Here is a 23,962-nt window from a genome sequence, read left to right on the forward strand (position 1 = left end):
AAGCATGAACACTTTCGAGATCGAGGGCGACGACTTCGTCCTGAACGGCCAACCGTTCCGAATCCTCTCCGGCGCAATCCACTACTTTCGTGTGCACCCCGACCAGTGGGCGGACAGGATTCACAAGGCGAGGCTCATGGGCCTCAACACCATCGAGACCTATGTGTCCTGGAACTTCCACGCCGAGACGCCGAACTCGTGGATCGGCTCCGGCCGCGCCGATCTCGACCGGTTCCTGCGCCTCATCCACGCCGAGGGAATGTACGCCGTCGTGCGGCCCGGCCCATACATCTGCGCCGAGTGGGACAACGGCGGACTGCCCGCGTGGCTCTTCGCCAACCCGACCGTCGGCATCCGCCGGGACGAGCCGCAGTTCATCGCTGCCGTGACGACGTACCTCAACCGGGTGCTCGGCATCGTCGCGCCCCTGCAGATCGGCAACGGCGGGCCGGTGATCCTCGTGCAGGTCGAAAACGAGTACGGTGCATACGGCGACGACGCCTCCTACCTGCGAAAGCTCACCGACATCACCCGCTCGGCGGGAATCACCGTTCCGCTGACCACGGTCGACCAGCCACAGGACGACATGCTCGTCAACGGATCGCTCCCCGAGCTGCACAAGACTGGTTCGTTCGGCTCCCGCGCCGTGGAGCGGCTGGAGACGCTTCGGAGGAACCAGCCGACCGGTCCGCTCATGTGTTCGGAGTTCTGGGACGGCTGGTTCGACCACTGGGGAGCGCACCATCACACCGCCTCGGCCGACGATTCGGCCGCCGAACTCGACGCGTTGCTCTCCGCCGGTGCGTCCGTGAACATCTACATGTTCCACGGCGGCACCAACTTCGGGTTCACCAACGGGGCGAACGACAAGGGCATCTACCAGCCGATCGTCACCAGCTACGACTACGACGCGCCCCTCGACGAAGCGGGCGAGCCCACCGCCAAGTACTGGGCGTTCCGTGAGGTGCTCGCGAGGCACTCGACAGTGCCCGCCGAACTGCCCAGCGCGCGTGTGCCTGCCCCGGAGTTCTCCGTGCCCCTCGACGCGACGGTGAGCCTCTTCTCGGTCGCGGACCGGCTCGGCTCCTGGTCGTGGTCCGATGGGCTGCCGTCCATGGACGAGCTTGGCCACTACAGCGGATTCGCGCTCTACTCCCACGAGATCGACATCACCCGCGCCGCGGTTCTCGAAGTCGGCGAAGTTCGGGACCGGGCGTACGTCTTCGTCAACGGCGCGCCCATCGGTGTGCTCGCCCGCGACCACCACGACCGCGCGATCAGCGTGCCGGCGGGACGCGGCACCCTCGCCCTGCTCGTGGAAGACCAGGGGCGAGTCGACTACGGCGGCCGGATCGGCGAACGGAAGGGACTGATCGGGCCGGCACTCCTCGATGGCGGCCCGTTGCACCGGTGGGGTGTTCTTCCCCTCGACCTGCGCTCGCTCGTCCCGGTGCACGCTGCGCTTGATGCCAGCACCGATCATCCGCGAGCCCTCGGCGGGCCAGTGTTCGCGCGCGGCCACTTTTCGCTCGCCACGGTGCACGACCTGTTTCTCGAGACCTCGTCGTGGGGCAAGGGGGTGGTCTGGATCAACGGATTCTGCCTCGGTCGGTATTGGTCGCGCGGTCCGCAGCACACCCTCTACGTGCCCGGTCCGGTGCTGAACTCTGACCGGAACGAGATCCTCGTGCTCGAGCTCGAATCCGCGGCCCGAGCGGAGGCACGATTCGTGGCAGACGCGAGCCTGGGGCACACCGAGTTCTAACGGTCGGCTCGCGTCCTGGACCGGGCGAGAACCGCTCGGAGCTCGACCCTTGCCGAGCTCGAGGTGGACGCGGCCGGCTCCTCCATGCTGTCCAACCGCGGGCCGCGCATCCTGCAGGGGTACGAGGAGGACGGCGCAGAGGTGCTGAGTCGCCCCGACATCTTCGTGAAGGACATGGGGATCGTCTCCAGGGCGGCTCGGGCCGCCGGGCTCCCGGTGCCGGTGGCCGCCGCCGCCGCCGAGCAGCTGTACCTGCTCGGGCAGGCGCAGGGTCTGGGCAAGGCCGACGACTCCGCCGTGATCAGGGTGATCGCCCCCACTCTGCGATGACCGGGTCGTTCTCGGCCGGGCGGAAGCGGCGTGATCGGAGCGCCGACTCGCCCGGGCGAGGATGCGCGGCATACTTGGCACTGTGAAAGCCGTCCGGGGGAACCGTCTGCGTTGGCCACTCCGGTCGGTGCGTGCGCGGCTGTTGGTCGCGCTCGTGGTGGTCTCCGCCCTCGGGATGGCGGCCGGCGGGGCCGCGACCTTTCTGATCCAGCGCGAACGGGTGCTGGCGAACGCCGACGCCACCCTCGTGGCCCGGGTCGAGGCAGCGAGACTCGTGGTGCTCGGGGCCTCGAACAGCGCACCGGCGGCCGGTTCACCCGGCGCCGTTCCCGAGGCGTATCGCACAGGAAGCGCGGCACTGCAGGCCGTCATCGGCCGAGTGCTGCCCAACCTGCACGAGAGCTCCCTGGGCATTCTGAACGGCAAGCCGATGTTCGTGCCCGGCGTGCCGACCTCGTTCAGCCTGGCCGAGATGCCCGCGCTCGCCGCCGCGGCGGTGGCCGGCGTCGCCAACGGCAAGGCGCACATCGGCACCATTTCGTCGCGGATCGGGCCGATCCGCTACGTGGCGGTTCCCGTGAGGGTGGACGGCAACTCCGACCGCGGCGTCTATGTCGTCGCCATTGATCTCGACTCCCAGCTGGCCGACCTCACCGCGGCCTTCACCACCTACTGGATCGTGATCTCGATCGCCACGCTCGTGATCGCGTCGCTGGCCTGGTTCATCGCCGGGCGACTGCTCAGCCCGATCCGCACGCTTCGGCTCGCCGCATCCCGGGTCACCTCCACCAACCGCAGCGAACGCATCCCCGTGGTGGGCCACGACGACCTCTCGTACCTCACGCGGAGCGTCAACCTCATGCTCGACCGCCTCGACCGGGCGATGACCGATCAGCGGCAACTTCTCGACGACGTGAGACACGAGCTGCACACGCCGGTGACGATCGTGCGCGGGCACCTCGAGATCCTCAACCCGCACAATGTGGCCGAGGTGATCGCCACGCGAACCCTCGCGCTCGACGAGCTCGAGCGCGTGACGGTGCTCGTGGAGGATCTCGCCCTGCTTGCCGAATCGCAGCGCGCCGATCCGGTGCTCGGCTCGGTGGATGCCGCAGCCTTCACCCGGCAGGTCTTCGCCAAGGCGGAGGTGCTTCCGCGGCACGAGTGGGCGTTGGGCGGCGTGGCGGACGGCACGATCGCGATCGACCAGGGGCGCATCACCCAGGCCTGGCTCCAACTCGTCGACAACGCGTCGAAGTACTCGCCGGACGGCACCCGGATCGAGATTGGATCGTCGCTGCATGCCGTCGGTGTCGAGTTCTGGGTCGCCGACAACGGCCCGGGGATCCCGCCGAACGCGGCCGACCGCATCTTCGCCCGGTTCGGTCGAGTCGACTCTGGTCGGGGCATCGCGGGCTCGGGCCTCGGCCTGTCCATCGTGCGGGCGATCGCCATCGCTCATGGCGGCGATGTGGACTTCGTCTCCTCGCCAGTCGGGACGCGGTTCTCCATCCGAATTCCCCACGACCCGCTCGGCGCCGGGGCGACGGGGCCGGCCTGACATGGCGCGGCTGCTGATCGCCGAGGACGAGCCCCGCATCTCCAGCTTTCTCGACCGAGGGTTGCGTGCCGCCGGCTACGGCTGCACCGTCGTGGCGCACGGCGAGCGCGCCCTTGAGGAGGCACAGAGCGGCATTTTCGACCTGATGCTGCTCGATGTCGGACTGCCGGGAATGGACGGATTCGAGGTGCTGACCGCGCTTCGGCGCACCGATTCCCGGCTGCCGGTGATCATTCTGACGGCGCGCCACTCGGTGGAGGATGTGGTGCGCGGCCTTGACGGGGGAGCGAACGACTACCTCACGAAGCCGTTCAAGTTCGACGAGCTGCTGTCCAGGGTGCGCCTGCGGTTGCGCGAGAAACCGGGCCAGGACGCCGGGGTGCTGAGCCACGGAACGCTGCGCGTCCACCAGCGGAGCCGACGGGTGCTGGTGGACGAAGTGCCCGTCGCCCTTTCCGCGCGAGAGTTCGCTCTTGCAGTGGAATTTCTGCGGCATCCCGACCAGGTGCTGAGCCGGGAGCAGCTGCTTGCCCGAGTCTGGGGCGAGGGGCCCGGCTCGCAGCCGAATGTCGTCGGGGCAATGGTGAGCGCGCTGCGTTCGAAGTTCGGCGCCGACCTGATCGAGACGGTGCGCGGGGTCGGCTACCGCCTCAGATAGGGAAGTGCCCGGTTCTGTTCGAACCGGGCACTCTGTCTGTCATCGCGATCAGCCCCGAGCCGACCAGCGAGGAACAGATCGGAATCGAATTCCCGCCACGGTATTCTTCGACTCCCGAAGGAGCCGAACCGTCGATCGCGTACCCGAACGCGATGACCAACCGCAGCTTGAACCGTTCCGCTGTGTTTGGAACCCCGACTGGAGTTCCCCCTGAAACTGATCTTGCCTTGGGTGGATGAGGACTTTCCAAGACGGCGATGAGAGTTCTCTTATCGGGAGCCCGCGAGCGCGCGACACACGTCGGGGCGTCGGCGTGGATGGGCGGTGCTTCCCGCCGCGATCGCCGCCGCGCGTGACGATGCCGGCCCGGGCCAGGGGTGGCGTCAGCCGTTGCTGCCGGAATCGGCCTTGTCGGAGTTGCCGCTGCGGTCGGACTTGCCGCTGCTGTCAGACTTGCCCGTGTCGTCGACCTTGACATCTGCGGTCTTCTCCGGCGTGGGGGCCTGCGCTACCTCCGGCTTCGACTCTTCTGGCTTCGATTGCCCGCCCGGTTCGCTGGCGTCGGAATGCGAGTTGTCTGATCCCGAGGATTCGGAATCGCCGGAGATGCCTGGCGTTTCCCCGACGCGCGCAGGGTCAGCCGACGGCGAATCCGTGCGACCCTCCTGACGGCCGAGAGTGTCGGCTCCGCTCACCGCAACCACGACGAGGCCGCGGTCGGAGCCGACCGTCGCGGGCACGATGTCGGCGAATCCGGCGGGCCGGTGGCCAAGTGGCACAACCAGCGCCGCAACTCCCGCAAGCTCGGCTGAGGCCTGCGGGGCCTGTGCGGCAAACGCCGCGACGGCAGAGCCCGAGAGCACGGCGACCGCCACCGTCGCGCAGGTGGCGATCGAGAGCAGGGAGAGTTTCACACGTTAAGTCTGACCGAAAGCACGAGCCCCCGCAGTTAGATAAGAAAAGTCTCAGATCCCGGGTCGATGGCGCGAGAATCCTCGCCTGCCTAACGACGGTGCTCGCCCGGCCGATAATCTAAGCAAAGCCTCACTTCTTTCGCGTCCGGTCGCGCCGACCCGCGCGTAGGAGCATCCCGACCTGCTGATGGAGTCACCCGAACATGCGCCACATCCTGATCGCAGAAGACGAGCCGCGGATTTCGGACTTCCTCCAGCGCGGGCTCAGGGCCGAGGGCTACACCTGCACCGTGATGGCCGACGGAGCCGATGCTCTCAACGAGGCACAGACCGGCGGATACGACCTCGTTCTCCTCGACATCGGCCTGCCGACTCTCGACGGGTTCGAGGTGCTGCGTAGGCTTCGGATGCAGGACCAGTCGACTCCGGTGATCATGCTCACCGCGAGGCGTTCCGTTGCCGACACCATCCTGAGCCTCGACAGCGGGGCGAACGACTACCTGCCCAAGCCGTTCAAGTTCGACGAGCTGATGGCCAGGGTGCGGGTGCGCCTGAGGGACACCCCGGCGACGCCCGCGGCGTTGCGGCGCGGTTCGCTCAGCCTCGACCTGAAGACGAGGCGCGCAAGGGTTGGCGACGTGAGTGTCGACCTGTCTGCGCGGGAGTTTGCGCTCGCCGAGGAGTTCCTGTCGCATCCCGATGAGGTGATCAGCCGCGAGCAGCTTCTCAGCCGTGTCTGGGGCTACGACTTCGACCCGGGGTCGAACGTCGTCGAGGTGTACGTGGGCTACCTGCGCGGCAAGCTGGGCGCGGAGGCGATAGAGACGGTCCGCGGAATGGGCTACCGGCTGCGCTGACGCCGGTCAGTGGAGTGGTTCGAGCAGCACGAGCGGGATCTGCCGCTTCGTCTTCTCCTGGTAGCCGCCGTAGTTGGGGTACCTGCCGGTGATGATCGGCCAGAGGCGGGCGCGCTCCTCGAGGGTGGCGACGCCCGCGAGCATGGGCACTCGAGGGCGACCCTCGATCACGACCTCTACGTGAGGGTTGTCGCGGAGGTTGAGGAACCAGGCCGGATGCCGGTCGTCCCCACCGCGGGACGCCACGACCACGTAGGCGTCGCCCTCCTTCAGCGGCGACGTGAGCATCGTCGCCCGAGGCTCACCGCTTCGGCGACCGATCGTCGTCAGCTCGATCACGGGCATGTTCGAGATCGTCCAGCCGACCCGGCCGCGGGTGATCCACTGCAGGAAGCGGTGCGATGCCTCCATCGCCTTGAGCGAGAGTGTGCTCGGCATGGTCGGTCAGCCCTCCCGGGGAACGCCGGCGCCAGGCGCCGGGGTGACGTGGATGGTCATGGAGGCATCCTACGTCGCTATGCGGATCGCCCGCCCAGTCGCGCCGCCCGTTACGTTGCTGCTCAGTGCACCACGGGCGGCCGCGCCACCAGCACGGCTCCGTGGCCGTCGATCGACAGCGCGCCGGCGGCGAAGGGGACGAGCGTCGTGGTTCCCTGAGCCAGTTCCAGAACCGCGCCGCGCTCGGTGGTCAGCGTCATCGATCCCTCGAGCGCGATGACGATCGCGAAGCCCGCGGGCAGCGTCTGGGAGCGCGAGACGCGGTCGAGGCGAAAGTAGCCGGCCGAGGCGGCCGGGAGCACCGGGCCGTCCGAGTCGACGTGCCGCACCAGGGCGCGGATGTGCTCCCGCGAGCGCCCGTTCGTGTCGACCGCGCCGAGGGCGAGTTCGAATCCCAGCCCGAGGTGCCCGTCAGCTGCACCGTCGAGTTCGAACCCGGTCCACTCGAGCAGGATCGACAGGTCTTCCGGTTCCTGCACCTCGGCGAGCAGGATGCCCGGGCCGATCGCGTGCAGCAGCCCGGGAGGCACGTACACAGTGTCGTTCGGCGCGACGTCGATCGCGTGCATGAGCTCGAGCATGTGCTCGGTCTGCTGGCTGTCGACGAGGTCGCGCAGTTCGACGGGGTGGATGGGCTCGCGCAGGCCCAGGTAGACGGTGCCCGGGGTCAGGATGTACCAGGCCTCCGCCTTGCCGTGCGCCGCGGCGAGGTGTTCCGCGGCGAACCCACCGCCCGGGTGGGCGTGGATGGGCAGCCGCTGCCCGGCGTCGAGCAGCTTGACCAACAGCATCGTGTCCGCGCCGAAGCGTTCGACGTGGGCCGGACCGAGCCAGCCGAGCGGGTCGCGGCAGACCGCGTCCGCGAGAAGCTCGCCGTCGGGGAGCCGAGTCTGCCCGACCGGGGCGTGTCCGCGCACGCTGGTGGTGGAACCCACCCAGTCCTCCGGCGTGAACGGGTCGGCCGCCGGCGCGGACCGGAAGTCGGAGATGCGGCTCCCGCCCCGGTAGAACCGATCAGCCGGCTGGTTTGCGGGGAGGAGGATCGGATCCGTGCCGGGGGCGTTCACGGCGCCGGTGCCTCGACCCCGGCGACGATGCCCTCGTCGAGTTCCACGGCGAAGCCGGCGCCGGTCGAGGCACGCAGGTCGTCGACCGAGGTGCCCGGCGCGAGGGCGCGCAGCACGAGGCCGTCGGGGGTCACGTCGAAGACCGCGAGATCGCTGATGATCCGGTGCACGACCCGGCTGCCGGTGAGGGGCAGGTCGCACTCCGCCACGATCTTCGGGCTGCCGTCCTTGGCCACGTGCTCGGTCACCACGACCACGCGCGGAGTGCCGGCGACGAGATCCATTGCGCCGCCCATGCCCTTGACGAGCTTGCCGGGGATGGTCCAGTTGGCGAGATCCCCGTGGCCCGATACCTGGAGGGCCCCGAGGATCGCGATCTGCACGTGCCCGCCGCGGATCATCGAGAACGAGGTCGCCGAGTCGAAGTAGCTGCCGCCCGGGAGCAGCGTCACGGTCTGCTTGCCCGCGTTGATGAGATCGGCATCCTCCTCGCCCTCGAACGGAAAGGGACCCATGCCGAGCAGTCCGTTCTCGCTCTGCAGGGTCACCCGCACCCCCTCCGGCAGGTGGTTCGCCACGAGGGTCGGAATGCCGATCCCCAGGTTCACGTATTCGCCGTCGCGCAGCTCCCGCGCAGCGATGGCGGCCATCTCGTCCCGAGTCCATGCCATGATCGTCTCCTCCCGCGGAGTTCTAGTCGGCGACCGTGGCGCGGGGGCGCACGGTTCTCTGCTCGATGTCCTTCGTCCGCGGCAGCGCCACGACGAGTCGCTGAACGAAGATGCCCGGCGTCACGATGATGTCGGGGTCGAGGTAGTCGGTATCGAGCACCTGCTCCGCCTCGGCGATCGTAATCCCGCCGGCGGTGGCGACCACCGGGTTGAAGTTGCGGGCGGTGTGGCGAAAGATCAGGTTGCCCTCGCGGTCGGCCCGGAACGCGTGGACGAGGGCGATGTCGGCGACGATGCCGCGCTCGAGCAGGTAGGTCTCGCCGTCGAATTCGGTGAGCGTCTTGCCCTCGGCCACCCGGGTGCCCACTCCGGTATTCGTGTAAAAACCGGCAATGCCAGCCCCGCCCGCCCGCAGGCGTTCGGCGAGCGTGCCCTGCGGAACGAACTCGACCTCGAGTTCGCCGTCCAGGTACTGCCGGGCGAACAGCTTGTTCTCGCCGACATACGAGGCGACGACCTTCTTCACCTGGTGGTTCTCGAGCAGGATGCCGAGGCCCTTGCCGTCGACGCCCATGTTGTTGGAGACGATGGTGAGGTCGGTTGCGCCCGAGTCGCGCAGGGCCTCGATGAGGTCGGACGGGTTGCCGCTCAGCCCGAAGCCGCCCACCGCGATGGTGGCCCCGTCGTGCACCGCGTCGCGCAGCGCCTCCGCTGCCGATGGCCAGACCTTTGACATGAACACTCCCTCGTGCGATTGCCTTGGGCGCACCTCATCGACCACAAAGTGGTCAGGCGTTGCCCGCCACCCACGCTAGTGTTCCCAATCTGTTTCTGTCAAAGTTGCCGAGTGTTAGTCCACAATCCGATCACAGCGTGGTCAGACGCGCTACCCTTATCCACATAGTGGTCAGCGAGGGAGCAGCCGATGGCAGAACCGATCCAGGGCGGGCAGGTGATCTCGCGGGCGAGCAGCATCCTGCGCATCGTGAGCGAGAACGCCGACGGAGTGTCGTCGGCTGAGGTGGCGAAGCGGTCCGGGCTCACCAGGCCGACGGCCCATCGCCTGCTGTCTTCCCTCGCCGCCGAGGGGTTGCTCGACCACGACAGCGGACGAGCCCGCTGGCACCTCGGACCAGAGCTGTACGTGCTCGGTTCTCTCGCCGCCGAACGCTACGACATCACGGATGTCGCCCGCGACAGCGTGCAGACCCTCGCGAGGGAGACCGGGGAGAGCGCCTTTCTCTCCGCGCGCCGGGGCAACGAGACCGTGTGCCTGGTGCGCGAAGAGGGCAGCTTTCCGGTGCGGTCATTCGTGTTGTACGAGGGAGTGCGGTTTCCGCTCGGCGTCGCGTCAGCGGGGCTGGTGATGCTCGCATTCTCGGGCGATGACGAGATCGACCGGTACCTGGCGCGGGTGCCCCTCGAGGCGAACTGGGGCGCGCAGCATTCCGTGGCGGCGATCCGGCAGCGAATCGCGCTCACCCGCGGAACGGGCTACGCGGTGAATCCGGGGCTCATCCTCGAGGGAAGCTGGGGGATGGGGGCGGCGATCTTCGACGACCGTGGCCGGCCCGCCTGGGCGCTGAGCATCACCGGGATCGAGCCGCGGTTTCGGGCCGAGCGGCAGCCGGAGCTCGGGCGGCTGCTTCTCGAACAGGCGCACCTGGTCGGGCAGAGGCTGGCGAGCACGCCCCGGCACGCCTCCCGGGGGTGACCGCAGGCGGTCTGCTGCGCGTCAGCCCAGGCTACGGATCAGCGCAGGCTACAGATCAGCGCAGGCTACGGATCAGCGCAGGCTACGGATCAGCGCAGCTCCACCGGCACCGTTTGCGGCCGCTCCCAGGTGAGGGTCAGCCCGTTGCGACTCTGCGGCCGGGCGGCCTCGGCCACCTCCTTGGTGATGACGGCGCGGATCGTGTCGAGCATGTCTTCGTAGCTGGCCACGGCATCCAGTCGCAGGGTCGTCACCTCGTCGCGCACAAGCACCCGGCCCACCCCCTGGATCAACACCATGGTGCCGTTCGAGGCGACCGGCACGTGTTCGAAGCGGTTGAGGCGCTCCCGCAGAAGGACGAGCGGGAGGGGCGAATCGGTGGGGCGAACGGTCGCCGTGAGTGCGAGCATGCCGCCAAGCCTGCGCCCGGCGGGTAACGGGAAAATGAATTGCGGCTGTGCGGGAGGCGTGAGTTTCGGTTCAGCGGGTCTTCGGCAGGTAGGCCGCGAGCTTCCGCTCGAGCGCGGGCGCGAGGGCGCGGCTGTAGGTGGCGGTGAGGTGGTGCGAATCCGAGTAGACGAGCGTCGACCCGATGATCGGCGGGCAGGACGTGCGGTTGCAGAAGTAGTCGCTCAGGTCCAGGTAGCCGGAGCCGGTTCGCGCGCTCACCGCCCTCTGCGCCGCGGCGATCGCCGGGTTGAAGGCCTCCGCGCGCGGCACCGAGCAGGGCGTGGTGTCGTCGAGGTTCTCGGCGAGGCAGAGCACCGGCGAGTTCGCGAATTGCGGGGAGTCCGCGAGCGTGAGCACTCTCGAGCTCGAGGGCAGCCTGTCGATGGCGTGACCGATGCCCGCCTCCCAGTCGCGCTGCTGTTTGGCCGCGTCCCGGTCGGGGCGCGGGCCGAGGTGGTTGGCCAGCACGATCAGGTCCGGCGGGTGGGCGTTGAGGGCCGCGACCGCGGCGCCGCGCCACTCGGAGCACGGCGAGTCGCCCGCGCGGTTCCACAGTCCGTCGGTGTCTTCGGAGCGGCATCCCGACTTGGTGAAGGTGTCGAGCCGGATGCCGAGGCGAGTGGCCGCCGCCTCGATGGCGGGAAACCAGCGGCCGGCGTGCGAGTCGCCGAAGAGCGCGACGACGGTCGACGAGCCCCGGTCGCCGAAGCTGCAGCGGATGACCGCGGACCCGGTGAGGCCCTGCTGGCAGCCGTCGGTGTAGAGCTCGCCGGTGTCGTCGACCGCAGCGGACAGAGTGGGCGAGACCCCGGACGGCACGAAGCCGGTGCCAAGCGGGAGGGGCGACAGCACGGTCGCCGGCGCCGCGCGGCCGGAGTGCAGGGGAAGCAGAGTCGAGGCGGCCGCGCCCGCCCCGGCGAGGCACGCCGCGAGGGCGATCGACGCCGCGGCGCCGACGGCAACGACGCGACGGGGGCCGGCCGGGGCCGTGCGACCGGCGCCCGTGCGACCGGCGCCCCTGCGCCCGCGCAGCGGCGTCTCGACGAACCGGAACAGGCCGTAGGCGACCGGCACCGCGAGTGCCGCCACGAGCAGCCCGGTTGCGAGGGGGAGCGGTTCGCCGGCAGGCAGCTTCTCGTGCAGGATCGCGAGCATCGGCCAGTGCACGAGGTAGAGCGAGTAGGAGATGGCGCCGACGAACTGGAGAGGGCGCGTGCCGAGCACGCCGCCGCGCGCGACGCGGCCGCCGAATCCGATCACGAGCGCCGCCCCGGCCACCGGCGCCACGGTGGCCCAGCCCGGGTAGCGCGTCTCGGTGGTGAGCAGAACCGCGGAGGCGAGGATCACGGCGAGGCCGGAGGCCGCCAACAGCCGCGCCGGCAGCGGCGGAACCCGCGCGAGCACCGGCATCCCGCAGGCGACGAGCGCGCCGGCCGCGAGCTCCCAGGCTCGGGTGGGCAGCGAGAAAAAGGCCCACGGCTGCGAGAGGTGGGCGACGAGCAGGCAGGCCACGAAGGACAGTGCCGCGACGAGGGAGATGCCGATCGCGAGCCGTCGAGGCGACCGTCGCGCCACCAGGAACAGGGCGAGCAGTAGCAGCGGCCAGAACAGGTAGAACTGTTCCTCCACGCCGAGCGACCAGAAGTGCTGGAACGGAGACGGGGTGGTGCCGGCGAGGTAGTCGGTCTTCTCGATCGCGAACAGCAGGTTGGGCAGGTAGAGGGCGGATGCGATCCCGTCCCGCGCGATCGTCGCGACGCGGAGCGGTGAGAGCAGTATCAGGGCGGCCACCGCGGTGACGGCGATCACGGTGAGCGAGGCGGGGAGGATGCGGCGCGCCCGCGCGGCATAGAAGCCCGCGAAGTCGATGCGGCCGTTGTCGCGGAGGGCGGAGACGAGGTGGCCGCTGATGAGGAAACCCGAGATGACGAAGAAGACGTCGACCCCCGCGTAGCCGCCGGCGAGCCAGGGGAGGCCGGCGTGGTTCAGCACGACGAGGGCGACCGCGACCGCACGCAGCCCCTGGATGTCGGCACGGAATCCCGTCGGCGCCGCGGGAGCCGCGGGCCGGATGCGTGTCGTGCCGAACACTGCGAGGCCCTCCTCCCGGCCGATGGATCGATGCCGCGCACCATAACACCCCGCGGCAAACAGAAGGGGGCGACGGCTTCGGCCCGGGCGTCGACGGGTTCGGGGTGAGCCGGATGGTGGACATCGCGGGCGCCCGGCGCACAGGGCACCGAGAGGTGGCACGATTAACGTCACACCGGAGGAAAGAAGCACCATCGTGACGCAGTCTGGCAACCGATCAACTCCGAAGCTCCGGCCGGGTGACCGGTTCGTGCACACCGACCCTCTCGACCCGCTCGTGGCGCCGCTGCTGGCGGATCTGGAGCGCGAGTACGACGGACGCTACGGCACGATGTTCGGCGAGTCGGCGGCGGCGGAGATCTCCCGATACCCCGCCGAGGCCTTCACCGCGCCGGGCGGCACGTTCGCCCTGCTGCTTCGGGGCGGCGCGGCGATCTCGGGCGGAGCATTCATGAGGATCGACGAGTCGACCGTCGAGGTGAAGCGCATGTGGACCCATGCCGACCATCGCGGCCAAGGGCTCGCCAGGCTCGTGCTCGCCGAACTCGAGGCGGAGGCGCGCCGGCGCGGTTTCCGCACTGTCGTGCTGAGCACCGGGCCGCGCCAGCCCGAGGCCGTGCGGCTGTACCTCGCGACCGGCTACACCCCTCTGTTCGACACCGCCCTCAGCGCGGAGACGATCGTCATCCACTCCTTCACCAAGCACCTGGGAGAGGCCGCAGCATGACCGGCATCGACTCACACGGCAGCGACATGACAGTGCCGCCGAGCGGCACCGGCTGCGTGGAGTGCGAAGCCGTGGGCGGATGGTGGGTGCACCTGAGGCGGTGTGTGGAGTGCGGCCACATCGGATGCTGCGACTCGTCGCCGGCCAAACACGCGACGGCGCACGCGGCGGCGACCGGGCATCCGATCATCCAGAGCTTCGAACCCGGCGAAGACTGGTTCTGGGACTACCGAACCTCCGCGACGGTCACCGGCCAGGTGCTGGCACCGCCGGCGCACCGTCCGGTCGACGAAACGGCGCCCGGACCGCGCGGCCGGGTGCCGGCGAACTGGCGCGACCTGATGGGGTAGCCGGATTCGGCCGAATAGACTTTCGCGCAGAATCATCGGGGACGAAACGAGTTAATCGGCGTAACATTTCGTAACAGAGAGTCTCTGCAGTCCACGTGAACCGCGCAGCGTGCCGGTCGTCGGTGGGGACGATGGGTGGCGAACGATGAGCATGATGGCCGAAATGATGTCCATGTCGATGAAGGACATGAAGGACGCGCAGAAGATGGACATGGCGGGCATGCAGGCCTGCATCGAGGCGTGTTCCGCCTGCGAGCAGGCCTGTACGGTGTGCGCCGACGGCATGATGGACATGCCGCGCTGCGCGAGCATGTGCGCGAGCACCGCCGACGTCTGCAACACGATGATGCGCATGATGATGCGCCCGGCGGGCTACGACATGGCCGCGATGATGTCGATGCTCGAGACCACGATCGCCATGTGCAAGGCGTGCGCGGCCGAGTGCATGATGCATGCGGACATGCGCGAGGAGTGCCGGATGTGCGCTCAGGCGTGCATGGAGTGCCAGAAGGCCTGCGAGGCGATGCTCATGTCGATGAAGTCGATGAAGTCGATGTCGATGAGCTAGGCCCGTGGGGTGTGAGGGCCGTGGGGTGTTAGGCCCGTGGGGTGTTAGGCGGCGAGTTCACCCTCGACGAGAACGTTGAACCAGCGTTCGCCGACCGCGACGACGTTGTAGACGCCGTGGATGCCGACCGGCTCGCCCGCGGCGGCGAGGTTGTCGAGCGCCTCGTGGTGCCAGACGCTCACCGCGCTGCCGTCGAGGAGGTGCAGTCGCACCCAGCCGTCCCCGATCGGGGCACCGACCACGGCATCCAGCCACTTGCTCGGCGTGGCCGAAACGACGCGCTGCTGGATGAGGTGCATCGCGTGCCCTGGCCCGACCTTCTCGCAGCCCATCGCGTGCTCGCTCTGGCATACCGAGAGCTGCTGCGCGGGCAGGGGAAGGTGGGACATTCTGGCCTCATCACGGTGGGAAGCCGGGCCGAACTGGCGCCGGTCATTTCACGTTAGCGGCGATGGGCCGATGCGTCACTCATGCCCGTAACCCAGCGAAACATTGGCCGAGCGGCCGCAGCCGTCCGCAGCGAGATCCGCCGGATCCTCGCTATCGGGGGCTGGTCGTTGCTACTGTGGTGAATGTTGCCAGTGTTACTGGTGTTACACGCGATTTTTTCGCACGTCATGTATGGGGATCATGAGCTACACAACGCACGCCAGCGCCATGCCGCGCAGCGCCGACAAGACCCGCCTTCGCCTGGTCGCGGGGCTCGTCGCCTTCGCCCTGCTCGGCGCCGGTTCGGTGGCGTCCGGCCAGGCCGCGTGGGCAGTGACATACCCCAGCTGGGGAGACGTGCAGGCCGCTCGAGCCAGCGAGGGCGCCAAGAACGCGCAGATCGCACGCCTTCAGAGCCTGCTGAACGGCCTCAGCGCCCAGGTGCAGGCCACCCAGGCCGAGGCGGCCACGAAGGGCAACGAGCTGCAGGTCGCCCAGCAGAAGCTCGACGAGGCCTCGCTCAAGGCCGACGCCCTCGCTGCCCAGGCGGACGCAGCCAAGGCACGCGCCAAGACATCCCGCGAGCGGGCGGGCGCCATGGCCTCCCAGATGGCGCGCTCCGGCAACAGTGAGGTCGTCGCGACCCTGATGTTCAACGGCGGCAAGGCCGCAGATCTCCTGTCGCAGCTGAGCCTCGCCAGCAAGGTGACCGACCAATCGAAGGGCCTGTACGAGAAGGCCGTGCAGGAGCAGAACAGCGCGCAGTCGCTCACTGACCAGAGCACCCTCGCCAAGACCGCGCTGAAGGCGCTCGCGGAGGCTGCCCAGGTGGCCCTCGAAGAGGCCCAGACGGCCGCGACGAACGCCACAAACGCCCTGGCCGAGCAGACGGCCCACAAGTCAGAGCTTGACGCCCAGCTCGCGTTGCTCGTCAGTAACACCCAGCAGACCGAGGCCGGCTATCGCACCGGAGTCGCCGTCGCCGCGGCGGCAAAGGCAGCCGCCGAGGCCGCAGCACGGGCGGCGGCAGCGGCCGCGGCGGCAGCCGCCGCGGCAGCCGGAGGCGGAAACGGAGCCGGCGCCGGACAGCCCGGCTCGAGTGGATGGGCCAGACCGGCCGGCGGTCGGATCACGAGCGTCTATGGCTACCGGCTCGACCCGTACACCCACCAGAACGCCCTGCACTCCGGGACCGACCTCGGGGCATCCTGTGGCTCGCCGATCTTCGCCGCGCACTCCGGAAGGGTCATCTACGCCGGCCCGTACGGCGGCTACGGCAACTTCGTGCAGATCGCCAACAACGACGGCACGGGGATCTCCACCGGTTACGGCCACATCGTGAACGGCGGCATCCTCGTGGGCGTCGGCCAGCAGGTGAGCGCAGGCCAGCAGGTCGCGCGGGTCGGCAGCACCGGATGGTCCACCGGCTGCCACCTCCACTTCGAGGTGCGCTACAACAACGTGGCGCGGGACCCGGTGCCGTACCTCCGCGACCGGGGTGTGAACCTGTAGCAGGCTCCCGAGGGGGACGGCGCTGGCGCTCCTAGCGAGCAACCGCAAACGTAGTAGAGAATGAGAGTCATGTCCAAGAAAATTGACGCGACTCTGAAGGACCTCATCAAGGCCCTCGAGAACCACGCGAAAGTCGTTGGCGGCCGAAGTGTGTCGCTCAAGAAGTCCCAGCGTGCCGCTGCGAAGCTCCAGGCGGCCGCCAGCGCTTACTCCGTGACCGTCTATACCAAAACCGGACTGGATAGCCCGTTCAATGACGTGCTTCGCCCCGGGCTCGACGAGGCGACCGTCGCGTCGCTGGAGGCCGAGCGCGACGCGCTCGCGAAGATCGTGACCGGGTCGATCCCGCTGCAGCAGCGCGAGGCCAGCTAGCCGCACAGATCGCGTGGGGCACCACGCAAGGAGCGTGAGTGATCCAGTCGGCGCCCGGCCAGAGCGTGCTCGAGGCCGGTTCGAGGCGCACGGAGGCGCGCACGCTCGTGCAGGTCCTCGCAGAGACCGCCAGGGACAACCCGGATGCGGTGGCGCTCGAGGACCCGGACGGCGCGATCAGCTACCGCCGGCTGCTGCGCCTCGTCAACGAGCAGGCCCGCGCCCTGCGCCTGGCCGGCGTGCGCCGCGGCGACGCCGTCGGCATCCGGATTCCGTCGGGCACTCGCGACCTCTACCTGTCGATTCTCGCGACGCTCGTGGTGGGCGCGGCCTACGTTCCGGTGGACGCCGACGACCCGGAGGAGCGGGCGAGGCTCGTGTTCCAGGAGGCGGCCGTGGTTGGCGTGATCGGGGCGGGCGGCGTCTTCGAACCGATCGGCGGGGCCATCGGCACGCGCGGCGCGGTCGACGACGACGAGCCGTCGGCACAGGCGCCCCGACCGGAGGACGACGCCTGGGTGATCTTCACCTCCGGTTCGACCGGGCTGCCCAAGGGGGTCGCGGTGACGCACCGCTCCGCCGCCGCGTTCGTGGACGCCGAGGCGCGCCTCATTTCTGCAGGATGAGCCGATCGGACCGGGCGACAGGGTGCTCGCCGGCCTCTCGGTGGCATTCGACGCGTCCTGCGAGGAGATGTGGCTGGCCTGGCGCAACGGGGCGTCGCTCGTGCCGGCGCCGCGTTCGCTCGTGCGCTCCGGGGTCGACCTCGGCCCCTGGCTCATCGCCCACGGGATCACCGTCGTCTCCACCGTCCCCACCCTCGCCTCGCTCTGGCCCGAGGAGTCGCTCGAACTCGTGCGGCTCGTGATCTTCGGCGGCGAGGCCTGCCCGCCCGAGCTCGCGGCGCGGATCTCGGCGCGCGGGCGCGAGGCGTGGAACACCTACGGCCCGACCGAGGCCACCGTCGTGGCCTGCGCGGCGCCGCTCGGCGGCGCAGGCCCCGTGCGCATCGGCCTGCCGCTCGACGGCTGGGATCTCGCGGTGGTGGATGCCGCGGGGGAGCGGGTCGCCGAAGGGGAGACGGGGGAGCTCATCATCGGCGGAGTCGGGCTCGCCCGGTACCTCGACGCGGTGAAGGACGCGGAGAAGTTCGCGCCACATGAGGGCCTGGGCTGGGGCCGCGCCTACCGCAGCGGGGACCTCGTGCGTTTCGAGAGCGAAGGACTCGTGTTCGTGGGGCGCGCAGACGACCAGGTGAAGCTCGGCGGCCGCCGAATCGAGCTCGGCGAGGTGGAGGCGGCGCTGCAGTCGCTCGACGGGGTCGTCGACGCCGCAGCAGTCGTGCAGACGACGCCGGCCGGCAACCACGTGCTCGTCGGCTACCTCGCCCTCATCGAAGGGACCGTCGGCTTCGATCGCGCGGCGGCGAGCGACACGCTGAGGGATGCCCTCCCCGCCGCCCTCGTGCCGCTTCTCGCCGTGGTCGACGAGCTGCCCACCCGCACCTCGGGCAAGGTGAACCGCGCGGCCCTGCCGTGGCCGCTCCCCGCCTCCGACGAGCCGGCCGCCGAGCGGCTGTCACCCACGGCGGAGTGGATCGCCGAGCGGTGGACCGCGATCCTCGGCGCCCCGGTGGCCGGCCCGGACGACGACTTCTTCGCGCAGGGCGGCGGCTCGCTCTCCGCGGCCCAGCTGGTCTCGGCGATCCGGGAGCGGCATCCGCAGACGAGGGTCTCCGACATCTACGACCACCCGCGGATCGGTTCGCTCGCCGACGAGCTCGACGCGCGCGCGCCAGCCGCCCCCGCGGCGACGAGGACGGTCGTGCGGACCCCGCTCGCCAGCCAACTCGCCCAGACCCTCCTCGGCATCCCTCTGCACGTGCTGGTCGGCGCGCGCTGGCTGGTCTACCTCGCCGTCGCGAACAACCTGCTCGCCCTCGTCTTCTGGGTCACCTTCGTGCCCACTGTCTCGTGGTGGTGGATTGCCGTCGGATTCGTGCTGTTCATCACCCCGCTGGGCAAGATGACGATAGCCGTGGTCGCCTCGAGACTGCTGCTCGCCGGGGTGCGGCCGGGCAACTACCCGCGCGGCGGGTCGGTGCACCTGCGGCTCTGGCTCGCCGAGCAGGTGTCGCTTCTCGTGGGGCCGGCGAGCCTCGCCGGTGCACCCTGGATCAGCTACTACGCGAGGGCGCTCGGCGCGAAGATCGGCGAAGGGGTCGACCTGCACTCGCTTCCGCCGGTCACCGGGATGCTGTCGATCGGCCCGCACGCCGCGATCGAACCCGAGGTGGACCTGGCCGGCTACTGGATCGACGGCGACGTCCTGCGCGTCGGTCACGTGCACATCGGCGCCGACGCGGTCATCGGGTCGCGAAGCACCCTGCTCGGCGGGGCGAGCATCGGGCGCGGGGTGGAGGTGGAACCGGGAGCCGCCGTCTTCGGACGCGTACCGGCCGGCGAGCGGTGGGCCGGGTCGCCCGCCGCGCGCGTGGGCTCCGCACGGCACGCCTGGCCGATCGAACGCCCGCCGCGCGGCCGGCGCTGGCTCGTCGTGTACGGAGCGGGGTCGGTGGCCCTCTCCGCGATGCCCGCCGTGAGCCTGGCGCTGGGGGTGCTCGTCGTCGGTTCGGCCATCGGCGAGGCGTCCACCCTCGGGGTCGCGCTCCTGCGGGCGGCCGTCGCGGTGCCGCTCGCCGTGCTGGTGAGCGGGGCGAGCTACGCGCTGCTCGTGCTGGTCGCGGTGCGCGCCCTCGGCGTGGGGCTTCGCGACGGATACTTCCCGGTGCGCAGCCGCATCGGCTGGCAGGCCTGGTCGACCGAACGTGTGCTCGACAGCGCCAGGACGCTGCTCTTTCCGCTCTACGCGAGCCTGTTCACGCCGGTGTGGCTGCGGATGCTCGGGGCCACCGTCGGCAGCGGGGTCGAGGCATCCACGGTGCTTCTCATCCCCTCGCTCACGACCATTGCTCCCGGGTCATTTCTCGCCGACGACACGATGGTGGCGACCTACGAGCTCGGCGGCGGCTGGATGCGCATCGGCCGGGCGAAGATCGGCCGACGGGCGTTCCTCGGCAACAGCGGCATGGCGGGGCCCGGCCGCACGGTGCCGCGGAACGGTCTCGTGGCCGTGCTCTCGGCCACGCCGCGCAAGGCGAAGCGTGGGTCGTCCTGGATCGGCAACCCCCCGCGGAGGCTGCGTCGCACGGTCACCGACGTCGACGAGGGGCGCACCTTCGAGCCGAGCCTCGCCCTGCGGATTGCCCGCGGCTCGTGGGAAGCCCTGCGCATCGTGCCGGTCTTCGTGACGGCGTGGATCGCCCTCGGCGTTCTCGGGTCCCTCGAGTCGCTCTGGATCGTGGTCGGCGGCGTGTGGTGCATCGCCCTCTCCGGCGTGGTGATGCTCGCGGCCGGGGCGGCGGCGGCGACCGCCACGACCTGCGCCAAGTGGCTCGTGGCCGGGCGGATCGACGCGAGCGAGCATCCGCTCTGGTCGTCGTTCGTGTGGCGCAACGAGCTCTCGGACACCTTCGTGGAGATGGTCGCGCGCCCGTGGTTCGCGGCGAACGCCACCGGCACCCCTGCGCTCGCGTTATGGCTGCGCAGCCTCGGCGCGCGGGTCGGCCGCGGGGTGTGGTGCGAGACATACTGGCTCCCGGAGGCGGACCTCGTGACCCTCGCCGACGGGGTGACCGTCAACCGCGGGTGCGTCGTGCAGACCCACCTCTTTCACGACCGGATCATGCAACTCGACACCGTGCGGATCGGGGCCGGCGCGACGCTCGGGCCGAACAGCGTCATCCTGCCCGCCGCATCGATCGACGAGGGAGCCTCGGTGGGTCCCGGCTCGCTCGTGATGCGGGGCGAGCGGGTGCCGCCGGGCTCGCTCTGGGCGGGCAACCCCATTTCGCCGTGGCCGTCGCCGCCATGGAATACTTGACGGCAGTCATGCCCCAGTCCCCGCGATCGACCTACGGCTCCCCGTCCGCGGGAGACCCCTACCTGCCGACGAGCGGCAACAGCGGGTACGCGGTGGAGCACTACGACATCGACCTCGACTACCGGGTCACCACCAATCGCCTCGTGGCGACCGCGGTCATTTCGGCACGCGCGAACCAGGCGCTCGAGCGGTTCAGCCTCGACTTCGCCGGCCTCGTGGTGGACCGGATCACGGTGGCGGGCGAGCGCCCGCGCAAGGTCTCGCAGACGGCGCGCAAGCTCGTGATCACGCCCGCGGTGCCGCTGGCCGACGGCGAGCCGTTCGAGGTGGTGGTGCGGTATCGCGGCAGCCCGCATCCGATCCGCAGCGAGTGGGGCGAGATCGGCTGGGAGGAGCTCGCCGACGGCGTGCTCGTGGCCAGCCAGCCGTCGGGGGCGTCGTCGTGGTTCCCCTGCAACGACCACCCGAGCGACAAGGCGACGCTCACCCTCGCCGTGGCGTGCGAGTCGTCGTACGCCGTGGTCTCCAACGGGACCCTCGTGTCGCAGGCCACCCGCTCCGGGCGCACCCGCTGGCTGTTCGCGGCAACCGAGCCGATGGCAACCTACCTCGCGACGGTGCAGATCGGCCGCTACCGCACACTCGACGTGCTCGCGGCGCCCGTGCCGACCCGCATCCACTTTCCACCCCAGCTCGCACGGAACGTGGCGACGGATTTCGAGCGCCTGGGCGAGATGATCGACCTGTTCTCGAGACTGTTCGGTCCGTACCCGTTCGAGACCTACTCGGTGATCGTGACGCCGGACGAGTTGGAGATCCCGCTCGAGGCCCACCGCATCGCGGTGTTCGGTCACAACCATGTGGACGGCGCACACGGCAGCGATCGCCTGATCGCGCACGAACTCGCCCACCAGTGGTTCGGCAACAGCCTCACCGCCGGCTCGTGGCGCGACATCTGGCTGCACGAGGGCTTCGCCTGCTACGCGGAGTGGTTGTGGGCGGAAGCGAGCGGCGGGGCGACTGCCGAGCAGAGCGCCCGGGAGGCGTGGGACCGTCTCGAGGCGTTGCCGAAGAACATCGAGATCGGCGACCCTGGCCCCCGGGCCATGTTCGACGACCGGGTCTACAAGCGTGGCGCCCTCGCGCTGCACGCGCTTCGGCAGCACCTCGGCGACGCCACGTTCTTCGCCGCCCTCCGCGGCTACACGCTCGCCCACCGGTGGGGCACGGTCACTCCGCAGGCCTTTGCCGCGTTCGTCGCGGCGTCGGGCGTCGGCGAGGCCGTCGACGACATCCTGCGGCGCTGGGTCTACTCCCGGCCGCTGCCGCCGCTGACCGTCGTCTGACCGCGCCGCGCCGACCGCGGCGCCGACAGTGTGGTGCCGACCATTACAGGCGGATGAACTCCGGGTTACCCCAGATGGGACGGTGCGACACGTCCGTGCCGGGCTTCGGCGCGTCGACGATGCCGCCGTTGCCGTCGTAGAAGCCGATGTGCTGGTGCGGGTAGTAGACGAGGTCGCCCGCCACGGCCTCCGAGCGCGGAATCACGGTGCCCTGGGCCGCCTCGGCCACGGCGTTCCCGGTGAGATGCACGCCGAACTGCGCGTAGACGAAGCGCACGAAGGTGTCGCAGGTGAAGCCGGTGCTCGGCGAGTCGCCGCCCATGATGTACGGCACCATGCCCACGAACTGCATCGCGTACTGCACGACGGCCTGTCCGCCGCCTCCGAGATCCGGCGGGTTGATGAACATGTTCGCGCCGACCGAAAGGGGAGTAGCAGGCAGGGCGCCGCCGCCGTACACGCCGAGTGCGACCCGCGTCGCCGCGTAGTAGACGCTCGACTTGTCGCGAACGACGTCGTCGGCCTCGACCGCTCGGCTCACCGTCAGGTGCTGCGACCGCGCGATCATCGACGAGACCTGCGAGTCGGCGTCCGTCGCCGAGGCCGAGACGGCGGGGATGGCCATCGTTGCCGCGAGACCGAGGGCCACGACCATCGCCGTGCCGGTGGCGGCGGCTCGTCTCAAGGAGAGAATGGGGCGTTGCGTGCGGGGGGCCGAGTGCCTGCCGAGATGAGAAGCCAAGATTCGTGAAGTTCCATATCGCGGTGCGTTACCAGAATGTGATCTTGAGGAGACTACCCCACGCGGCTGGGATCGGGCCGACCCACACGGTAGTTTTGACAGGTGAGCGAAACACGAACAGAACTTGAGCGGCAGTACGACTCCCTCCGCGAGCGCAACCTCAGCCTCGATCTCACCCGCGGCAAGCCGTCACCCGAGCAACTCGACCTGTCGAACGCGCTCCTCTCCCTCCCGGGTGACCGCGACTTCCGCGACGCGAGCGGCACCGACCTGCGCAACTACGGCGGCGCGGACGGCCTGCCCGAGCTGCGCGCGATCTTCTCCGAACTGCTCGCCGTTCCTGCGGCCCAGCTGCTCGCCCTCGGCAACGCGAGCCTCGCGGTGATGCACGACTCGGTCGTCAACGCCCTCCTGCACGGCGTGCCCGGCGGCAGCGGCCCCTGGCGCGACGTGCCGGACCTGGCGTTCCTCTGCCCCGTTCCCGGCTACGACCGGCACTTCAGCATCTGCGAGTCGCTCGGCATCCGGATGATCCCTGTTCCGTTCGTGGACGGGCGGCTCGACCTCGACACGATCGCCCGCCTCGTGGCCGAAGACCCGGCGATCCGCGGAATGTGGTGCGTTCCGATGTACTCGAACCCCACGGGACTCACCTACACCGTGGAGGAGGTCGAGGCGCTCGTCGCCATGCCTACCGCTGCGCCCGACTTCCGCCTCTTCTGGGACAACGCGTACGCGGTGCACCACCTCAGCGACGACGAGCCGGTGGTGATCGACGTTCTCGGCGCCGCGGCGACGGCCGGGCATCCCGACCGTCCGCTCGTCTTCGCCTCGACCTCCAAGATCACCCTGCCCGGCGCCGGCGTCGCCTTTCTCGGTGGTTCGGTGGACAACATCGCGTGGTTCCGCCGACACAGCGCGGCCCAGACCATCGGGCCGGACAAGATCAACCAACTGCGGCACGTGCGGCTGTTGAAGAGCGCGGATGACGTGCGCCGTCACATGCGCGCGCACCGAGCGATCGTCGAGCCGCGCTTTGCCGCAGTGCTCGCCATTCTGGAGAGGCGACTCACCGGGGTGGCGACCTGGTCGCGCCCCACCGGCGGCTACTTCATCAGTCTCGACGTCGCGCCGGGAACCGCCGCCGCCGCCATCGCCCTCGCGAAGGAGGCGGGCGTCGCGGTGACCCCGGCCGGGTCGACGTGGCCGCACCGAAACGACCTGATCGACTCCAACATCCGCATCGCCCCGACCTTCCCCTCGGTCGCGGAACTCGAGGCGGCGATCGATGCGCTGTGTACGTGCGTGCTGCTCGCTTCGGCGCCCGCCTGACGCCCGCCGACGGCCCACTGGCACCGAATCCAGGGCCGCGGAAGCGAAACTCCCCCGCATCTCCCC

General features: G+C 69.8%; 21 protein-coding genes and 2 pseudogenes. 14 read left to right on the plus strand and 9 right to left on the minus strand.

The annotated features are described in order from the left end of the window. Positions 1-4: 4 nt before the first annotated feature. The 4 genes and pseudogenes from VIM54_RS13420 to VIM54_RS13435 all read left to right on the plus strand — a co-directional run bounded on the left by VIM54_RS13420 (position 5) and on the right by VIM54_RS13435 (position 4,314). A complete protein-coding gene (locus VIM54_RS13420) occupies positions 5-1,765 on the plus strand; it encodes a beta-galactosidase family protein (RefSeq protein WP_331902046.1) in 1,761 nt (586 codons plus the stop codon). 36 nt (positions 1,766-1,801) lie between these two features. Beyond that, positions 1,802-2,095, plus strand: a pseudogene (locus tag VIM54_RS13425) (NAD-binding protein); the annotation flags it as partial. A 127-nt stretch (positions 2,096-2,222) separates the two neighbouring features. Continuing rightward, positions 2,223-3,656, plus strand: a complete 1,434-nt coding sequence (locus tag VIM54_RS13430; protein ID WP_331902049.1) for a sensor histidine kinase — start codon at positions 2,223-2,225, stop codon at positions 3,654-3,656. Between the two features lies 1 nt (position 3,657). Next, a complete protein-coding gene (locus VIM54_RS13435) occupies positions 3,658-4,314 on the plus strand; it encodes a response regulator transcription factor (RefSeq protein WP_331902050.1) in 657 nt (218 codons plus the stop codon). 383 nt (positions 4,315-4,697) lie between these two features. Here the strand turns inward: VIM54_RS13435 and VIM54_RS13440 are convergent, their stop codons facing one another. After that, positions 4,698-5,228 (minus strand): hypothetical protein, encoded by a 531-nt coding sequence (locus VIM54_RS13440; RefSeq protein ID WP_331902051.1) that lies wholly within the window; start codon positions 5,226-5,228, stop codon positions 4,698-4,700. Between the two features lie 203 nt (positions 5,229-5,431). Here VIM54_RS13440 and VIM54_RS13445 point away from each other — a divergent pair, with 203 nt between their 5' ends. Continuing rightward, positions 5,432-6,085, plus strand: a complete 654-nt coding sequence (locus tag VIM54_RS13445) for a response regulator transcription factor (protein WP_331902052.1) — start codon at positions 5,432-5,434, stop codon at positions 6,083-6,085. A gap of 6 nt (positions 6,086-6,091) precedes the next feature. On the opposite strand, the gene VIM54_RS13450 is transcribed toward VIM54_RS13445, so the two are convergent. The 4 genes from VIM54_RS13450 to VIM54_RS13465 form a co-directional block, all read right to left on the minus strand. After that, complete coding sequence (locus tag VIM54_RS13450; RefSeq protein WP_331902053.1) at positions 6,092-6,523, minus strand: nitroreductase/quinone reductase family protein; 432 nt, start codon at positions 6,521-6,523, stop codon at positions 6,092-6,094. A gap of 122 nt (positions 6,524-6,645) precedes the next feature. Beyond that, positions 6,646-7,650: a class I mannose-6-phosphate isomerase gene (locus tag VIM54_RS13455; RefSeq protein ID WP_331902054.1), complete on the minus strand. Its 1,005-nt coding sequence runs from the start codon at positions 7,648-7,650 to the stop codon at positions 6,646-6,648. Next, positions 7,647-8,321, minus strand: a complete 675-nt coding sequence (locus VIM54_RS13460; RefSeq protein WP_331902055.1) for a CoA transferase subunit B — start codon at positions 8,319-8,321, stop codon at positions 7,647-7,649. The genes VIM54_RS13455 and VIM54_RS13460 overlap by 4 nt, the downstream gene beginning before the upstream one ends. A gap of 22 nt (positions 8,322-8,343) precedes the next feature. Further along, the gene (locus tag VIM54_RS13465) at positions 8,344-9,057 is read right to left on the minus strand and encodes a CoA transferase subunit A (protein ID WP_331902056.1); all 714 of its coding nucleotides are present in this window, start codon (positions 9,055-9,057) and stop codon (positions 8,344-8,346) included. Between the two features lie 189 nt (positions 9,058-9,246). Between VIM54_RS13465 and VIM54_RS13470 the strand changes: the two genes are divergently transcribed. Then, positions 9,247-10,035 (plus strand): IclR family transcriptional regulator, encoded by a 789-nt coding sequence (locus tag VIM54_RS13470; RefSeq protein WP_331902057.1) that lies wholly within the window; start codon positions 9,247-9,249, stop codon positions 10,033-10,035. Positions 10,036-10,124: 89 nt separating this feature from the next. Here the strand turns inward: VIM54_RS13470 and VIM54_RS13475 are convergent, their stop codons facing one another. Both VIM54_RS13475 and VIM54_RS13480 read right to left on the minus strand, forming a co-directional pair. Beyond that, entirely contained in the window at positions 10,125-10,445 is a 321-nt protein-coding gene (locus VIM54_RS13475; protein ID WP_331902059.1) for a hypothetical protein, read from the minus strand. 70 nt (positions 10,446-10,515) lie between these two features. Further along, entirely contained in the window at positions 10,516-12,576 is a 2,061-nt protein-coding gene (locus VIM54_RS13480; RefSeq protein WP_331902061.1) for an acyltransferase family protein, read from the minus strand. Positions 12,577-12,772: 196 nt separating this feature from the next. Here VIM54_RS13480 and VIM54_RS13485 point away from each other — a divergent pair, with 196 nt between their 5' ends. From VIM54_RS13485 to VIM54_RS13495, 3 genes are all read left to right on the plus strand, one after another. Then, the gene (locus VIM54_RS13485; RefSeq protein ID WP_331902063.1) at positions 12,773-13,303 is read left to right on the plus strand and encodes a GNAT family N-acetyltransferase; all 531 of its coding nucleotides are present in this window, start codon (positions 12,773-12,775) and stop codon (positions 13,301-13,303) included. Continuing rightward, a complete protein-coding gene (locus VIM54_RS13490; protein ID WP_331902064.1) occupies positions 13,300-13,653 on the plus strand; it encodes a UBP-type zinc finger domain-containing protein in 354 nt (117 codons plus the stop codon). Before VIM54_RS13485 ends, VIM54_RS13490 begins: the two co-directional genes overlap by 4 nt. Before the next feature lie 172 nt (positions 13,654-13,825). Beyond that, on the plus strand, positions 13,826-14,221 hold the full coding sequence (locus VIM54_RS13495; RefSeq protein WP_331902065.1) for a hypothetical protein: 396 nt from the start codon (positions 13,826-13,828) through the stop codon (positions 14,219-14,221). A gap of 44 nt (positions 14,222-14,265) precedes the next feature. Here VIM54_RS13495 and VIM54_RS13500 read toward each other — a convergent pair whose 3' ends face one another. Further along, positions 14,266-14,610 carry a hypothetical protein gene (locus VIM54_RS13500; RefSeq protein WP_331902066.1) on the minus strand — a complete coding sequence of 115 codons (345 nt, stop codon included), beginning with the start codon at positions 14,608-14,610 and terminating at the stop codon, positions 14,266-14,268. A gap of 241 nt (positions 14,611-14,851) precedes the next feature. Here VIM54_RS13500 and VIM54_RS13505 point away from each other — a divergent pair, with 241 nt between their 5' ends. The 4 genes and pseudogenes from VIM54_RS13505 (at position 14,852) to VIM54_RS13520 (ending at position 21,822) form a co-directional block, all read left to right on the plus strand. Next, a complete protein-coding gene (locus VIM54_RS13505) occupies positions 14,852-16,162 on the plus strand; it encodes a M23 family metallopeptidase (protein WP_331902068.1) in 1,311 nt (436 codons plus the stop codon). Positions 16,163-16,231: 69 nt separating this feature from the next. Beyond that, a complete protein-coding gene (locus VIM54_RS13510; protein ID WP_331902070.1) occupies positions 16,232-16,534 on the plus strand; it encodes a hypothetical protein in 303 nt (100 codons plus the stop codon). A gap of 41 nt (positions 16,535-16,575) precedes the next feature. Beyond that, positions 16,576-20,476: pseudogene (locus VIM54_RS13515) on the plus strand (Pls/PosA family non-ribosomal peptide synthetase). 8 nt (positions 20,477-20,484) lie between these two features. Then, positions 20,485-21,822: a M1 family metallopeptidase gene (locus tag VIM54_RS13520; protein ID WP_331902072.1), complete on the plus strand. Its 1,338-nt coding sequence runs from the start codon at positions 20,485-20,487 to the stop codon at positions 21,820-21,822. 43 nt (positions 21,823-21,865) lie between these two features. On the opposite strand, the gene VIM54_RS13525 is transcribed toward VIM54_RS13520, so the two are convergent. Beyond that, positions 21,866-22,507, minus strand: coding sequence for a C40 family peptidase (locus tag VIM54_RS13525; protein ID WP_331902074.1), 642 nt, complete (start codon positions 22,505-22,507; stop codon positions 21,866-21,868). Between the two features lie 159 nt (positions 22,508-22,666). Between VIM54_RS13525 and VIM54_RS13530 the strand changes: the two genes are divergently transcribed. Continuing rightward, on the plus strand, positions 22,667-23,896 hold the full coding sequence (locus VIM54_RS13530) for an aminotransferase class I/II-fold pyridoxal phosphate-dependent enzyme (RefSeq protein WP_331902076.1): 1,230 nt from the start codon (positions 22,667-22,669) through the stop codon (positions 23,894-23,896). Positions 23,897-23,962 lie beyond the last annotated feature (66 nt).

The sequence above is a fragment of the Lacisediminihabitans sp. genome (genome assembly GCF_036569425.1).
In the GTDB taxonomy this organism is placed as follows: Bacteria; Actinomycetota; Actinomycetes; order Actinomycetales; family Microbacteriaceae; genus Lacisediminihabitans.